Here is a 13,529-nt window from a genome sequence, read left to right as displayed (position 1 = left end):
TCCGGCCATGTCGCTTTCAGACATCTTCACCTTGCATATTCGAGCCTAGGTCATCCGTGCCGGACGGCAACGTCCAACACTGCACGATCATCGGGAAACGGCGCCCATCGGCACGGGCTTGCAGCCAGGCGCGCAAGGTTGCACCCTTGCGCCCTTTCCAGCGCGAATCGCCTTCATGAGCCCCCCGTCCGATCCCACCCGCTGCCCGCTTTGCGGCCAGAGCAACCAGTGTACCCAGGCCGATCCCGCGCGCACCGGAGAGGCATGCTGGTGCTTCACAACCAAGATCGACCCCGTCGCGCTCGAACGCGTCCCCCCGCAGGACATTGACCGCGCCTGCCTCTGCCCCCGCTGCGCACAGGCACTGCCACCCGATGCACCAAGCTGATGCGCCTTGATCGATTCTTGAGCAATCTCGCCGAGTTCAACCGCCTCGACGCGCGCCTGCTGCTGGCCGCCGGCCGGATCCGGGTGGATGGGCAAGCGGTCAGCGACGGCCGCGTCGAAATCCGCGAATTCAGCCGTGTGGAACTGGACGAGCGCGTGCTCCAACCCGGCAAACCCGCTCGCTACTTCATGCTCTACAAGCCCTCCGGTTACGTCAGCGCCACCGAGCACCCGGAGCATCCCACCGTGCTCGACCTACTGGACGAGCCCGACAAGCACGAGCTGCACCTGGGCGGGCGCCTGGACCTCACCACGACCGGACTGCTGCTGATCACCAACGACGGGCACTGGTCACGCCGGCTCACCCTGCCCGGCAGCAAGCAGCCCAAGGTCTACTATGTGGAAACCGAGCAACCCATCGAAGCCGCGTACATCGGGACCTTCGCCCAGGGGCTGTATTTCGCCTTCGAGAACCTCACCACCCTTCCCGCCCAGCTGGAAATCCTCGACACCCGCGCCGCCCGCCTGACCCTGCACGAGGGCCGCTATCACCAGGTGAAACGCATGTTCGGCCACTTCCGCAACCGCGTCGTGCGCCTGCACCGCGAGAGCGTCGGCCCGCTGCGACTGGACCCGGACATGCAACCGGGCGACTACCGGTCGCTCACCGCTGAAGAAGTGGCCTGCTTTTAGCTAGGTACTCACCGAGTCACATCGGGAAGTGAATAACCCGACGAACTGCAAGAATTTTTCCTTTCAATGAGCTTGCAGGGGTAAAGAGGCCCTGCTTAAATCGAACCCAAGGTCATAGCGTGACCAAAGAGTCACGACGATCGTCCAAGCGTCCCCTGCGGCATCCTGTGCTCTGCACTCGTAGGTTCCCTGCCTGGTTAGAAGACTCCTTCCGGTGCTTTGAAAGCGTCGGAACCCGCCGTCTTTTTCGACCTAACCGCTTGAAATATAAATAATTTTAATAATTTCCGTCTGACATTCGATTGTCATCGAAAGACGTTTTCCTACTGCCAAGACTTAGAGCGGGCCAAGCCGTTGAGAGGGCCCGCATGACCCATCTGCGCCAGGAGGAAACGACATGAGGCCGGAAACCGCCATCGTCGAGATTCACAGCCAGTACAAGGTTCACACGGAGTTCTACGGCAACCCGGAGGCCAAGGAGACCATCATTCTGGTCAACGGCTCCTTGTCCACGACTGCCTCTTTCGCGCAGACAGTGAAATACCTGCAACCGCACTTCAACGTGGTGCTCTTCGACGAGCCCTATGCCGGCCAGTCCAAGCCGCATAACGACAACACCCGCTTCATCAGCAAGGAGACCGAGGCCGACATCCTCCTCCACCTGATCGAGCACTTCCGGGTGGACTACCTGGTGTCCTTCTCCTGGGGCAGCGTTTCCGCCCTGCTCGCCCTGGCCCAGTGCCCGGCGCGCATCAAGAAGGCCGTGGTGACCTCCTTCTCGCCCATCCTCAACGAACCGATGATGGACTACCTCACCCGTGGCCTGGACTGCCTCGCCGCCATCGACCGCGACGCGGTGGGCCGCCTGGTGAACAACACCATCGGCAAGCACCTGCCGAGCCTGTACCAGCGCTTCAACCACAAGCACTGCTCCAACCTGGACGAGCACGAATACCTGCAGATGCACTTCCACATCCGCCAGGTACTCAACATGGATTCGCGCTGCTACGTGGATTGCCTGGCTGACGTGGACATCCCGCTGCTGTTCATCAACGGCGACCGTGACGAGTACACCTCCGCCGAGGATGCCCGCCACTTCGCCAAGCACGTGCGCGATTGCCAGTTCGCCACCATCGACAACGCCGGCCACTTCGTCGACGTCGAACACAAGGCAGGCTGGCTGCAAACCCAGCAAGCAATGCTGGGCTTCCTCAAGTCCAAGGCCACCAGGGGCATTGCTCGCCCGCAGGTTGCCGACTACCAGGCCGTTGCCGTTTGAACGCGTGGCCGCCCGGGCAGGTGCAAGTATTTTCAGTAACTTGTGGCTGCCCCGGGCTTCACCTTGCCGATCGCTTCTGGTAAAAATGGCACCCTTCGCGGGCGTCGTATAATGGCATTACCTGAGCTTCCCAAGCTCATGACGAGGGTTCGATTCCCTTCGCCCGCTCCAGAACTCTTCAGATCAAGGCCCGCTTTCCGGGCTTTTTTCGTTTCTGGCGCCAGCCAATATGGCTGACCGTTTCCCCCATCCCACACTTCTACGTCATTGCCGCTTCCCGGTGGCGTCCACACCCTCTTTCGTCGGCGTCCATGAAACGCCTTATCAAGCAGCGGTTGACCGCTCCCGAAAGCTCAGCGGCTTTTCTGTGCTCGCGACTTACTCGCGTCCGCAACTCTGCTCTGTCGGGAGTGGGTTAATAAGAGACTCGCAAGAGGAAAATGCACGGCCTTCTGCTTGAGGTTTCTTAGCTCCCGACTCCAACAGCCCTGGGAAAGGCGTGGCTGCCGCTCAGCGATTTCTCGCATCTGATGGAACGAATGCCGTCTGTGATTGGCTGGAAAAAAGGGCGGATTCTGTCCGCCCCTTTTCTTGCCTCGATACCGAAGCCGGCACCCGCGCTCGATCAGCGGGGTTCGGCGGCCAGGATCGCGCTGGCCAGTTCCAGGTCGCTGCTGCCTTTGAGTTCGGGGTTCTGCTGGCGCAGGCGCTGCAGTTCCGCTTCGAGGTACGGGCCGCGAATGGCGCCATCGCTGGCGATGAAGCTGCTGGCATCGTCCTGGACCGGGCCGACGAGCTTGTCGTCGCCGCCACTGGTGATGTAGCTGGAAGCGGTGGTAGCGCCGGTGGAAATGAGATTGCGCAGCAGATCGTCGTGATCGTCGTGGTCGTGCTTGGCCACGACGGACGCAAAGGGAACAGCGATCAGTGCGAGGGCGGCAGCGGTATTGCGGACACGCATGGTGACTCCTTGGTGTTTGCGTTCCCCCTCAGAGTGCGGCCCGTGCAACGAGTTCCGGCGCCTGCCAGAGATTTTTCCGAACCGGCCAGGCGCTGCGTTTCCCGTTCGTCGCGGCAAGCGCTGCCGCGTCAAAAGCATTGATCCAGATTCGGTGAAACCTGCTTTCTTGCGTGGAAGAATGCGCGCGTTTCCACGTTGTGCCCTGTACCGGGTGTCGGGCCATGGCCGATGAACCTGGGAAGAAGGCAGCGCTGTACTAGACTGCTCCCCTGCTGTGTCGGCGGGTTCGGTCAGTCGTTGTCTCGCACGGTTTCACGTCACTGCATTCTGTAATCCGCGGGCCAGGGAGGGCCGACATTTCGAAGGAAGAGAGCGTTTCCATGTCCAACAACAAGTGTCTGATCGCCGCCGCCCTGACCATCGCGGCCGGCTATTTATCCTCTGCCCAGGCCGATGAATCGGCCATTCAAGCGCACTGCCAGAGCAAATGGAGTGGCGATGCCATGCGCGCCTACTGCGTGGAGGAACAACGCCGGTCCGCCGAGGCGATTACCGGCTACAGCGGACCGGTTCGCAACCGCTGCGAGTCCGAATGGGGCAGCGATTTCCACATGGTGCTGTTCTGCATCAGGGAGCTGGAAGGCCCCTCCCAGGCTTCGGTTTCCCGTGTGGCCCAGGACCAGTAGGTTTCCCCCGATACGAAAAGCCCGCCGATCGGCGGGCTTTTCCACTGGACGCCTCGAGGAGCGGTAGAGCCCCATTCGCTATCGCCTACAGCAACCCGCCGGCTCGGTAGAGCTCCGGGCGCCGGTCGTCGTGCAGGTGGTTGTGCTGGCTGATGCGTTTGTTGCGGGCTTCGTCCAGCTTCAGGGTGGCGATCAGGATCTGCTCCCCGCCCTCCTCCGCCGGTCCGGCCAACGGGTAGCCATCCGGGTCGACGATGACCGAACCCTGTACCCAGTTCACGCTGCGCTCGTTGCCATGACGGTCACAGGCCGCGATGAACAGTCGATTGACCGCCGCGTTGGCCTGCACACGCACCACCTCCGCCGGACGCTCGATGGCGGGGCGCGGACCGTCCGGCCAGTTGACCGGCGCGCACAGCAGGTCGGCACCAGCCAGGGCGGGCAGGCGCACCCATTCCGGGAATTCCAGGTCGTAGCAGACCATCACGCCGATGCGCCCGAAAGCGGTATCCACCACCGGCGGCTGCCCGTTGCCGGCGGTGAAGATGGCGTTCTCGGCATCCCACAGGTGCGCCTTGCGATAGATCGCGCGCACCCCCGAGGCATCCACCAGTGCGGCGCTGTTGGCGACTCGCTCACCCTCCAGGCGCTCGCAGAAGCCGCCGACGATGACGATATCCAGTTCGCCAGCCAGCGCCTGCCAAAGTTGCAGGATCGGCCCGTCGGCCGCCTCGGCAAGCGCCAACGCTTCGCCGAGGTTGTGGAAGACATAGCCGCTTTGCACCAGCTCCGGTAGCACCACGACTCGCGCGCCCTGCAGCGCCGCCGCGCGGATGGCCCGCTCGGTGATGCGGCGGTTGTGGGCGAGGTCGCCGATTTTCGGTGCCAGCTGGCAGCAGGCCACGGCGATGGTGCGGGATGCGTTCACGGGTGGGTACTCCCTGTTGTCTGGTTCACGACGCCTGGCTTGCGCCAGGTCGGGCCACGGCGAGGATGTCGCGCTCGCTGATGGCGTCGATGATGCGTCGCTCGGCCTCCAGGTCGAGCGAGCGGCTGAGAATGAAATAGGTCAGCCCGGAAACCACAAGCCCCACCAGCCAGGCGATGTCCACGCCGTCCAGCAGGCGTGCCATCGGGCCGACGAAGACTTCCTCCCCCGCCGCCGCATCGAAGATGAAGAAGAACGGCACCATGCAGGCGAAGCCCACCAGGTAGGCGACGATGCCGCGCAGCTGCCAGGCGCCGTAAATGCCCTTGGGCGTGAAGAAGTGGGGAATGGCGTAGCGGCCCTTGCGCACGAAGAAGTAGTCCACCAGGTTCACGGCGGTCCAGGGCACCAGGAAGTAGAGCATCAGCACCAGGAAGGTATTGAGGATGGAAATGCCGTTGCCGCGAATGGACAGCACGCAGGCCAGCAGTACCAGGGTGATGGCGAGGATGGACAGCACCCGGGCGCGCGGCGTGGGGTTGATGCGGCGAACGGAATCGATCCCGGTGAGCAGGGTCAGCATGGCGCTGTAGGTGTTGAGGGCGATCACCGGCAGGAAGCCGAGCACCGATACCAGCACCAGCACATTGCCCAGTCCCGGCAGGAGGGCACTGCCCACGCGGTCCAGCGCCACCAGCGCATCGGAGGCCTGAAGCAGCTGGGCCAGCCAGGCACCGAGGCCGATCATCCAGCCGCCGGAGAGCGAAGCGCCGAGGAATACGGCCGCAATCAGCTTCGCGCGACTGGTGTGCTTCGGCAGGTAGCGCGAGTAGTCGGATACATAGGGCGCATAGGAGATGTTGTAGCTGGCGGCGATGGCGAACTGCGTGGCGAAGGCCACCCAGCTGAAGCCGAGGCTGGCCGGCTCGGCGGCCTCGGTCTGCCCGGCGCCGAACGCCAGCGCGATGGTCACCAGCGCATAGAGTGGCAGGGTCAGCATCAGCGCCCACTTGAACGCCTTGTGCATCAGGTCATGGCCATAGATCGACAGCAGCGCGCCAACGGCGATCACCCCACAGGCCACGGGGATCGGTTCGATCCCGAAGACCTTGTTCAGGCCATCGATGATCAGCGTGACGTTGACCACGTTGAAGCCGACGAACACGAACAGGGTCGCCAGCAGCGCCAGCACCACCCCGCGATAACCGAACTGCGCGCGGGACTGGATCATCTGCGGCAATCCCATTTCCGGCCCCTGGGAACCATGGAAGGCCATGAACAGGGTGCCGAACATGATGCCCAGTGCACCGGCCAGGGTTGTCCACAGGGCGGACAGACCGAGGGCGGGGCCGACGAAGCCGATTGAAATGGTGAAGAAGTGGAAGTTGCCGAGGAACCAGAACGGCCCCTGGCTGCCGAGCCGGGCGTGGCGTTCCGATTCGGGGATGTAGTCGATCGAGTGGCCTTCGATGGCCAGACCGCCGCCGGTTTCGGCTGCGTGCACGGGCTGGGTGGACCCTGACATGGGATGCTCCTTCGCTCCTGGTCGAGCGAACTGTTGTTCTTGTGATGATGCTGTCAGCGGCCGCGCACGGCCCCGTGCCATACATCGGGTTCATCTATGTTGGCTGAGGTAACGCAGCCCGAGCCCTGTGGCGAACGCTACCCGGGACGCCCTATGATGGCGCGCCCGCGACCCTGATCTTCCCCGCATCCGGCGGACATCGAGCTGTCGCTGAGAGGGCAATCTAGGCGCCCCGCCAGGCTCGTAAAATAGCCAGGCCTAACTGTTCACATAGACCAGCCTCTATGTAATGCACTTCTGGAGGTCCCATGCTGGGCAACGTATCCGAACTGGATATCCGCTTGATCCGGGTCTTTCTCGCCGTCGTCGAAGCAGGAGGGATTTCGGCGGCGCAGACCGCGCTGAACACCTCTCAGCCCACCATCAGCGCGCAACTGGCCTCGCTGGAAACGCGCCTGGGCTTTCGCCTTTGCCAGCGCGGCCGGGCCGGGTTCGCGCTGACGCCCAAGGGCAGCCAGTTCGTCGAGGCAGCGCGCCGCCTGCTGGCCGCCGCCGAAGGCTTCCGCCTGGAAGTGCAACGCATCAACCGCACCCTCAGCGGCACCCTGAACATCGGCCTGCTGGGGCAGATCGACCCGACGGCCAACAAGAAGATTGCCCAGGCCATCGCCCGCCTGCGCGCGCGCAACCAGGGCCTGTACTTCCAGTTCACCGAGCTGTCGTCGTCCTTCCTCGAGGAGAAGCTGGTGAACGGCCACCTGGACCTCGCCATCGGCTACTTCTGGCGACGGCTCGACAGCCTCGACTACTTCGCCCTCTTCAACGAAACCCAGATGGCCTATTGCAGCGCCTCGCACCCGCTCTACGCGAGGGCCGGAGCGCTGGACAGCGCGGAGGTGGCCGGGCACGAATGGGTCTGGCCAAGCCACCCGTTGCCGGAAATGCCGGCGCCCGCGGCCATCGACCACCTCACCGCCCTCACCGACAGCATGGACGGCGCCGCCCTGCTGATTCTCTCCGGCCAGCACCTAGGCTTCCTGCCGCAACACTATGCGGCGCGCCATGTTGAACTGGACCAGGTGCGCGCGCTCAACCCGCAGCAATTGAGCTACGAGGTGCAGTTCCACGCGGCGGTGCGGCGCTCCACCCGCCAGAGCGAACTGGTGAGCACCTTTCTCGGGGAGTTGATGGAGGTGTTCGAAGTGGCCTGAGCGGCCCACCTGCACATCGCTTCACTGTCACCGCGAAAAGTGAGTATTCAGGCCGCATCGACGGGGAAATCGCCCTGGCTGCAACGGCGCAATTGCAGCCAGGGTGGAGGCGGTCAGGCGCTACCGCTGAGCGAATACCGGTGGATGTTTCCCCCGGGGGGTGTCACTCGATCGCCAGGCGCGCGGCACGTTCACGCCGATCAAGTGCAACAGCGATACCCGCCAGGAGGATGGCCAGGCCATAGGCGAAGAGCCCCAGATTGACGCCCAGAATCATCTTCTCCGACCCGTCGGAAAGGACCATGGAGCCACCGTAGTAGGCCCGTAGCCCGTAAGCCAGCAGGAAGCCGCCGGTCACGAACAGGGTCAGGAGGCTGGAGAGGCGCAGATCGCCCCTGAACCAGACCAGCCAGAAGCTGAATGCGCCAAGCGCCGTGTTGGTGAACAGTTGCCAGACCTCATGGAGCCGCGCGTGAGGCTCCCAGCCCGGGTTGAACACATGGGTCTGATTGATCTCCAGCACTGGTACAACAACGGCGTAGAACACAATGCCGACCGTCACAAGCAGCCTTGCAATCATTTGGAGTCTCCCTATTCGTCCTGCACGTCCCAAGATGCCGGTTGACGAAAACCCTCGAAAGCAATTTCGCCAGCGTAGAAGCTAGAACGCCGCCATGGCGCCAGAAGCCAACCTTCGGTTGGTTTTCCTATCGCTCAGGGCTGTCCCGCGACTCAAAGCTCGTACTTGGCCTTCAGGGCCTCTACCGCTGCCTGTTCCCGTTGCAGGAAGGCGTTGAAGCGCTGGATCAGCTCCGGGTGGCGGATGCTGGAGAGGTGGTAGTAGCTGTCGCTGATGGGCAGCAGGGCGGGCTCCACCACCAGGCCCTGCTCGTGCCCCTGGTTCTTGAGGTGGAAGCGCGCCACCTGCCGCGCCATGTTGGCGGCATCGATGTAGCCGGCCAGTACCATGTGGATCAAGCCTTCGGGGTTGGGCGCTTCCTTGATGGTCACCCGTCCTGCGGCGATGTCGTCCCGGAATTTCCACGGCGTGAATCCGCGAACGAACCCCAGCAGGCGAAACGTCTCGCGCGGATCTCCCTTGCGCTCCGGCAGCACCAGCATGACATCCTGGAACTGCAGCACCGGTTGTGAATAAGTGATGCCGGCCGGCTTCTGCGCAGCGTCCCAGCGCGGGTTGTCGGGGAAAACCAGATCGAGTTGGCCCGACCAGTAGGCATGGAACAGGCGCCGCACGGGCAGCGTCACATAGGTGAAGTGCAGGTGCTCCCGCTCGGCGAAGAGGTCCAGCAGATCGCGGGCGTAGCCACGATATCGGTAGTCCGGCGGCGCGGCGGAGAAGATCGGGTAGTAGTCCACCTGCTCCACCCCGACGCGATACTCCGCCGGCTGACTGGCATGACCGAGCGGCAGCCACGCGCTGGTAAACAGCAACGCGGCCATCCACAACGCTCGGCAACGACTAGATACCTGCGTGTTCCGCATAGATGGGCAATGGGCCTGACGAAAATGCCGTCCAGTGTAGGCCGGCAGGGCGTCGCCAGTCTTCCCCCTTTTCAGTCCTTCAACGGCCCCGGATATCCACCCGGCCGGTGCCGGTCATGGGGCCGAAATCGGCGCTATAGCGCTCGAACTCCGGCGCGTCGGCGGCCTGAAGGCCGGACTCCGGCAGCCAGCGCTGGAAGATCGCGGCGAAGGTCTCGTAGCCCTGTTCGTGTACATGTGCCTGCAGCCGTTGTTCGGCGCCATGTCCGACCGCATCGGGCGCAAGACCTCGGTGCTCTGTTTCGGCGCCCTGGGCATGCTCTGCACCTGCCGATCCTGTCCGCGTTGAAGGCCGTCAGCAGCCCCGTTTGCCGCCTTCGGGCTGATCATCCTCGCGCTGGCCATCGTCAGCCTGGCCCCCTCCATCAGCGGGCTGGTCAAGGCGGAAATGTTCCCGCCGGAGATCCGTGGCCTCGGCGTCGGTCTGTCCTACGCGGTGGGCAGAGCCATCCAGGGCGGCTCTGCGCAGGACGTGGCCCTGGGCCTGAAGAGCCTGGGCGTGGAGGAATACTCTTATATCCACGTGTCGATCATGTGCGGCGTGGCCCTCGCGGTCTGCCTGCTGCCGGACCTGCGCAAGGTCAGCGACCTGAACGACGAAGACTGAGCCGGTTCCCGGCCGACGGCCGGCGGGGAGTTGCGCAACCAATCCCCGCCGCCGCTGTCCATAATGGCGCGCGCAGTCCGCGCCTCCGGGAGGCCCCTTGTTCGCTGTATCCCCTCGTACGCTACTTCGCCCCACCATTCTCGCCCTGTCCTTCGCTTCCACCGCCGCCCTCGCCTGCCCCGCCGGGCAATCGGAGGTCTGCGTGGTGACCTGCTTCTGCGCGCCGGGAAGCCCGGGAGACATGGCGCCACTGCTGGAGGGCGTCAACCAGGTGGCCGCCACCAGCCTGCAACAGTGGATCGTGGAGTCGCGCAACAACATGCCCGATACCCTGCTGCATCCCATTCCACTGCATATCCGTGCGCAACTGGAGCCGTATTACGACCTGCAGGTGCTGGACACGGCGCGCTACAAGGTGGGCGTCGACCAGCAAGCGAATGCCGCCAATACCCTGATGCAGAACCCCGACGTGGAGGCCGTGACCCTGGTGGACGTGATCGTCTTCCGCACTGAAGACGATGCGCAGAACAACGTCGCCCTCTGGGCCCACGAACTGCACCACGTGAAGCAATACCTGGAATGGGGCGTGGCGGACTTCGCCAAGCGCTACACCCGCGACTACAACGCGGTGGAAGCCCCGGCCTACAAGATCCAGGGCGAGGTGGCGCGGGCGCTCAAGCCGACGGTGATGAGTGGCGGAAACCAGCGCCTGTCGGCAGCAGGCCAGCAGTAGGGCTGGCCTCCCATCGAGACTGCAGTCGCTCCCACCGGCAGAGCTTCGCGCAACGGTGATCCCGCGCCGGTCAGCGCAGCGGCTGGTCCAGCTTCCAGCGCTGGCGCAGCTGCCGCAGCCGGCGCAGCTATCGCGCCGTCCCGGCCGGCCGGGCCAGATGCTGGCCAGCACCCTGCAAGCGTCGGTTCTCCAGGCGCAGTGTATCGTTGGCAGCCTGCAGTTCCTGCAATCGGCGCCCCATGTCGGCCAGCGCCTCCTGGCAGTAGCGCACCCGCAGCTCCTGCCAGAACAGGGCCAGCATCAGCAACGCAATCAGCAGGATCGCACCGCCGAGCAAGGCCCAGGTCAGTTCCATGGCACTCATTCCCCACTCCAGAATGGGCAGTCTTGCCCGACGCCGCAAACATATGTAGCGTCAGACGACAGGTCTAGAATGTAGATGTGTACAGGTAAACAATTGGCACGGATGGAGGCACGCCATGAAACGCAAGCAGTCGATCGAACACGTGCGCTGGGACCTGGCCCTGCGCTACCGCGTGATCGAGACCGTGGCCTGGTGGGAAGGGCGCCTGACCACCAATCACCTGATGCAGAGTTTCGGCATCAGCCGCCAGCAGGCATCCAAGGACATCAACACCTACATCGGCGAACATGCACCCAGGAACCTGACATATGACAAGCACCTGAAGGGCTACGTCCCCAGCAAGCAGTTCCGCCCGCTGTTCATCGACGACAGCGCCGATGCCTATCTCCACCTGCTCAACCAGAACCACGAACGCGCCCCGCATATCGACGGCCTGGCCCTGGCCTATGCCCACACCGAAGTGCTCAAGGTGCCGGACCGCTCGGTGCGCCCGGAAGTGCTGCGCCCGCTGCTGCGCGCCTGCCGCGAGGGGCTGCGCCTGGAAACCGAGTACGTCTCCCTGGCCAACCCGGCCCCGGAGATCCGCCTGATCGCCCCGCATACGCTGATCTACACCGGCATGCGCTGGCACGTGCGCGCCTATTGCGAGAAGAACCGCGCCTACCGCGACTTCGTTCTCAGCCGCCTGCGCGGCGTGCCGGAGCTGCTGGATACCTCGGACTTCGGCCGTGAACAGGACGAGGGCTGGAACACCCGGGTCCAGGTGGTCATCGAACCCGACCCGCGCCTCAAGCCGACGCAGAAGGCACTGATCGAAGTCGACTACGGCATGCAGGATGGCCGTCTGGTGCTGGATACCCGTGGCGCCCTGGTGCAGTACGTGCTGCAGCGCTATCAGATCGACCAGAACAAGGTGCAGGCCAAGGCCGCGGCCCAGCAGATAGTGGCGGCCAACCTGGAGGAACTTCAGCGCTGGCTGTACAGCTGATCGCCCGCCGTATCCCATCGAGCAAGGGACCGGATCGGGCAGCACGTCATTCGTCCCGCGGCCCCACGAACTAGACTTTCATCAAGGCCCCGAAGAGAAGGGCCTCTGGCCGTCGCAGCACCTTCCCCATCCGCGAGTGATCGCGAAGCTTCGGCGGCCTTCTTTGGGAAGGTGCAATTGGCCATCTCCTCCCGGTTGCGTCCGCTTCGCGTCGTCGCTGCAGGCGTTTCCGCCCCCTACCCCGCCGTTGAAACCGCAGCGCTCCGGGCCTTGCGGGTCATCAGGTTGAACAGGCTGAACGCGCTAAGGGCAAATACGCCCTGCAGACCGATCATCGGCCAGGCAGTGCCATCCTGCAGGGCTCCCAGCAGCAGGCCGCTGCAGGTGGCGCCGAGCATCTGCGAAAAGCCCATCAGACCGGCTGCCAGCCCCGCACGGTGGGCATTGGGCATGACCACGCCAGCCACCGACGCCGGGATCAGCATGCCGCCGCCCAGGGTGACCAGCACCTGTGGCAGGGAAATCCCCAGCACCGACAGCCCGAGGGTGGCATGCACCAGCACGGCGAGGGTGGCGCCGGTCGCCACCAGGCTGATGCCAATGCCGACGATGCGCTGCGGCCCCAGTTGCATGATCTTGCGCTGGGTGAACAGCGCCCCGGCGATCAGGCCGGAGATGGTGGCGCCGAACACCATGCCGTACTGCGCCGAGTTCAGCCCCAGCAAGCCGATATAGACAGCCGATGAGCCAGCCACCACAGCGAACATCGCCCCGTAGGTGCCCGCGAGGGTCAGGGCCAGTGCGCGGCTGGAGCGCTGCCTGAGCAGGTCGAAGTAATCCCGCGCCAGGGTCGCTGGATGGCCGGCCTTGGGGTCGAGGCTGGGATTGGATTCACGATAGAAAGCCAGCACCGCCAACAGTGCGACGCTGCCGATGGTCAACGAAGCCAGCACGGGCGCGTGCCAGCCGCCCCACTGGGTCAGCAGGCCGCCCATCATCGGCGCCAGGGCGATGGCGCTGAGCATGCCGATCACGGTCAGCGCCAGGGCCGGCGCGGCCTGGGCCTTCCACACATCGCGAACGATGGCCCGCGCCAGCACCAGCGCGGCGCAGGCGCCGAGGCCCTGGGCGACGCGCCCGATGATGAAGCCGGTCATGTCGTCGGCCACGAGCATCCAGGCGGTGGCGGCCAGATAGAGGGTGAGACCGCCAATCAGCACCGGCCGGCGGCCGACCCGGTCGGACAGCGGCCCCATCAGCAGTTGCCCGATACCGAAGGCGGCGACGAAGCCGGACAGCGCGGCAAGGCTGGTGCCATGAACCGCGCCCAGACCCTGCTCGATCCTGCCGAGGGCGGGAATAAGCAGTTGGGTGGAGATTTCCCCAAGAGCGGTCAGCACCATGAGGATCACCAACAGCAGGCGCGACGGGTTCATGAACGGACTCCTTCTTCTTCGGCTTCCAGCGCCAGGGCCATCAGCTGCCATTCCAGTGCTTGCCAGTCGTCATTGCTGGCGGCAGACAGGACGTCGCAACCCGCATCGCGTTGCACGGCTTGTTGTTCATGGTTCATCGCACGCACCTCCGTTGGTCGTTTCGCCCTC

Annotated in this window: 15 protein-coding genes, 1 tRNA gene and 1 pseudogene; 9 read left to right on the top strand and 8 right to left on the bottom strand. The window is 64.3% G+C overall.

The features are described 5' to 3' along the window. Nucleotides 1–175: 175 nt before the first annotated feature. The 4 genes from FXN65_RS06910 (at nt 176) to FXN65_RS06895 (ending at nt 2,530) form a co-directional block, all read left to right on the top strand. Nucleotides 176–388: a cysteine-rich CWC family protein gene (locus FXN65_RS06910; RefSeq protein ID WP_151132343.1), complete on the top strand. Its 213-nt coding sequence runs from the start codon at nt 176–178 to the stop codon at nt 386–388. Beyond that, entirely contained in the window at nt 388–1,080 is a 693-nt protein-coding gene (locus FXN65_RS06905; RefSeq protein WP_151132342.1) for a pseudouridine synthase, read from the top strand. The genes FXN65_RS06910 and FXN65_RS06905 overlap by 1 nt, the downstream gene beginning before the upstream one ends. A 397-nt stretch (nt 1,081–1,477) precedes the next feature. Then, nucleotides 1,478–2,359: an alpha/beta fold hydrolase gene (locus FXN65_RS06900; protein ID WP_151132341.1), complete on the top strand. Its 882-nt coding sequence runs from the start codon at nt 1,478–1,480 to the stop codon at nt 2,357–2,359. Nucleotides 2,360–2,456: 97 nt separating this feature from the next. Next, nucleotides 2,457–2,530 (top strand) — tRNA-Gly (locus tag FXN65_RS06895). A 454-nt stretch (nt 2,531–2,984) separates the two neighbouring features. Here FXN65_RS06895 and FXN65_RS06890 read toward each other — a convergent pair. Further along, nucleotides 2,985–3,320: a DUF2388 domain-containing protein gene (locus tag FXN65_RS06890; RefSeq protein WP_151132340.1), complete on the bottom strand. Its 336-nt coding sequence runs from the start codon at nt 3,318–3,320 to the stop codon at nt 2,985–2,987. Between the two features lie 380 nt (nt 3,321–3,700). Here FXN65_RS06890 and FXN65_RS06885 point away from each other — a divergent pair, with 380 nt between their 5' ends. Then, nucleotides 3,701–4,006, top strand: a complete 306-nt coding sequence (locus tag FXN65_RS06885; protein ID WP_151132339.1) for a hypothetical protein — start codon at nt 3,701–3,703, stop codon at nt 4,004–4,006. 85 nt (nt 4,007–4,091) lie between these two features. On the opposite strand, the gene FXN65_RS06880 is transcribed toward FXN65_RS06885, so the two are convergent. Together FXN65_RS06880 and FXN65_RS06875 are read right to left on the bottom strand one after the other, a co-directional pair. Then, nucleotides 4,092–4,934, bottom strand: coding sequence for a nitrilase family protein (locus FXN65_RS06880; protein WP_151132338.1), 843 nt, complete (start codon nt 4,932–4,934; stop codon nt 4,092–4,094). Nucleotides 4,935–4,959: 25 nt separating this feature from the next. Next, a complete protein-coding gene (locus FXN65_RS06875) occupies nt 4,960–6,459 on the bottom strand; it encodes a purine-cytosine permease family protein (RefSeq protein WP_151132337.1) in 1,500 nt (499 codons plus the stop codon). Nucleotides 6,460–6,767: 308 nt separating this feature from the next. Between FXN65_RS06875 and FXN65_RS06870 the strand changes: the two genes are divergently transcribed. After that, nucleotides 6,768–7,670, top strand: a complete 903-nt coding sequence (locus FXN65_RS06870) for a LysR family transcriptional regulator (protein ID WP_151132336.1) — start codon at nt 6,768–6,770, stop codon at nt 7,668–7,670. A gap of 163 nt (nt 7,671–7,833) precedes the next feature. Here FXN65_RS06870 and FXN65_RS06865 read toward each other — a convergent pair whose 3' ends face one another. Together FXN65_RS06865 and FXN65_RS06860 are read right to left on the bottom strand one after the other, a co-directional pair. Continuing rightward, entirely contained in the window at nt 7,834–8,250 is a 417-nt protein-coding gene (locus FXN65_RS06865) for a hypothetical protein (protein ID WP_151132335.1), read from the bottom strand. Nucleotides 8,251–8,402: 152 nt separating this feature from the next. Next, nucleotides 8,403–9,131, bottom strand: a complete 729-nt coding sequence (locus FXN65_RS06860; RefSeq protein WP_178119278.1) for a substrate-binding periplasmic protein — start codon at nt 9,129–9,131, stop codon at nt 8,403–8,405. Nucleotides 9,132–9,393: 262 nt separating this feature from the next. Here FXN65_RS06860 and FXN65_RS06850 point away from each other — a divergent pair. Further along, a pseudogene (locus FXN65_RS06850) lies at nt 9,394–9,840 on the top strand (MFS transporter); the annotation flags it as partial. Between the two features lie 97 nt (nt 9,841–9,937). After that, on the top strand, nt 9,938–10,573 hold the full coding sequence (locus tag FXN65_RS06845) for an eCIS core domain-containing protein (protein WP_151132333.1): 636 nt from the start codon (nt 9,938–9,940) through the stop codon (nt 10,571–10,573). A 127-nt stretch (nt 10,574–10,700) separates the two neighbouring features. Here FXN65_RS06845 and FXN65_RS06840 read toward each other — a convergent pair whose 3' ends face one another. Next, nucleotides 10,701–10,937 (bottom strand): hypothetical protein, encoded by a 237-nt coding sequence (locus tag FXN65_RS06840; RefSeq protein WP_151132332.1) that lies wholly within the window; start codon nt 10,935–10,937, stop codon nt 10,701–10,703. A 115-nt stretch (nt 10,938–11,052) separates the two neighbouring features. Here FXN65_RS06840 and FXN65_RS06835 point away from each other — a divergent pair, with 115 nt between their 5' ends. After that, nucleotides 11,053–11,925 carry a WYL domain-containing protein gene (locus FXN65_RS06835; protein WP_151132331.1) on the top strand — a complete coding sequence of 291 codons (873 nt, stop codon included), beginning with the start codon at nt 11,053–11,055 and terminating at the stop codon, nt 11,923–11,925. Between the two features lie 236 nt (nt 11,926–12,161). Here FXN65_RS06835 and FXN65_RS06830 read toward each other — a convergent pair whose 3' ends face one another. Both FXN65_RS06830 and FXN65_RS27845 read right to left on the bottom strand, forming a co-directional pair. Then, the gene (locus FXN65_RS06830) at nt 12,162–13,361 is read right to left on the bottom strand and encodes a multidrug effflux MFS transporter (protein WP_151132330.1); all 1,200 of its coding nucleotides are present in this window, start codon (nt 13,359–13,361) and stop codon (nt 12,162–12,164) included. After that, complete coding sequence (locus FXN65_RS27845) at nt 13,358–13,498, bottom strand: hypothetical protein (RefSeq protein ID WP_178119277.1); 141 nt, start codon at nt 13,496–13,498, stop codon at nt 13,358–13,360. The genes FXN65_RS06830 and FXN65_RS27845 overlap by 4 nt, the downstream gene beginning before the upstream one ends. Between the last annotated feature and the right edge of the window lie 31 nt (nt 13,499–13,529).

Origin of the sequence: Pseudomonas lalkuanensis (genome assembly GCF_008807375.1) — a bacterium.
GTDB classification, from domain to species: domain Bacteria; phylum Pseudomonadota; class Gammaproteobacteria; order Pseudomonadales; family Pseudomonadaceae; genus Metapseudomonas; species Metapseudomonas lalkuanensis.
The sequence above is the reverse complement of the archived record's forward strand: the minus strand, read 5'-3'. Positions and strand labels throughout refer to the sequence as shown.

Coding starts and splice junctions, on each gene's coding strand:
- FXN65_RS06835 (WP_151132331.1), top strand. CDS start 11,053: ATGAAACGCAAGCAGTCGATCGAACACGTGCGCTGGGACCTGGCCCTG.
- FXN65_RS06830 (WP_151132330.1), bottom strand. CDS start 13,361: ATGAACCCGTCGCGCCTGCTGTTGGTGATCCTCATGGTGCTGACCGCT.
- FXN65_RS06870 (WP_151132336.1), top strand. CDS start 6,768: ATGCTGGGCAACGTATCCGAACTGGATATCCGCTTGATCCGGGTCTTT.
- FXN65_RS27845 (WP_178119277.1), bottom strand. CDS start 13,498: ATGAACCATGAACAACAAGCCGTGCAACGCGATGCGGGTTGCGACGTC.
- FXN65_RS06905 (WP_151132342.1), top strand. CDS start 388: ATGCGCCTTGATCGATTCTTGAGCAATCTCGCCGAGTTCAACCGCCTC.
- FXN65_RS06910 (WP_151132343.1), top strand. CDS start 176: ATGAGCCCCCCGTCCGATCCCACCCGCTGCCCGCTTTGCGGCCAGAGC.
- FXN65_RS06900 (WP_151132341.1), top strand. CDS start 1,478: ATGAGGCCGGAAACCGCCATCGTCGAGATTCACAGCCAGTACAAGGTT.
- FXN65_RS06840 (WP_151132332.1), bottom strand. CDS start 10,937: ATGAGTGCCATGGAACTGACCTGGGCCTTGCTCGGCGGTGCGATCCTG.
- FXN65_RS06865 (WP_151132335.1), bottom strand. CDS start 8,250: ATGATTGCAAGGCTGCTTGTGACGGTCGGCATTGTGTTCTACGCCGTT.
- FXN65_RS06885 (WP_151132339.1), top strand. CDS start 3,701: ATGTCCAACAACAAGTGTCTGATCGCCGCCGCCCTGACCATCGCGGCC.
- FXN65_RS06875 (WP_151132337.1), bottom strand. CDS start 6,459: ATGTCAGGGTCCACCCAGCCCGTGCACGCAGCCGAAACCGGCGGCGGT.
- FXN65_RS06860 (WP_178119278.1), bottom strand. CDS start 9,131: ATGGCCGCGTTGCTGTTTACCAGCGCGTGGCTGCCGCTCGGTCATGCC.
- FXN65_RS06890 (WP_151132340.1), bottom strand. CDS start 3,320: ATGCGTGTCCGCAATACCGCTGCCGCCCTCGCACTGATCGCTGTTCCC.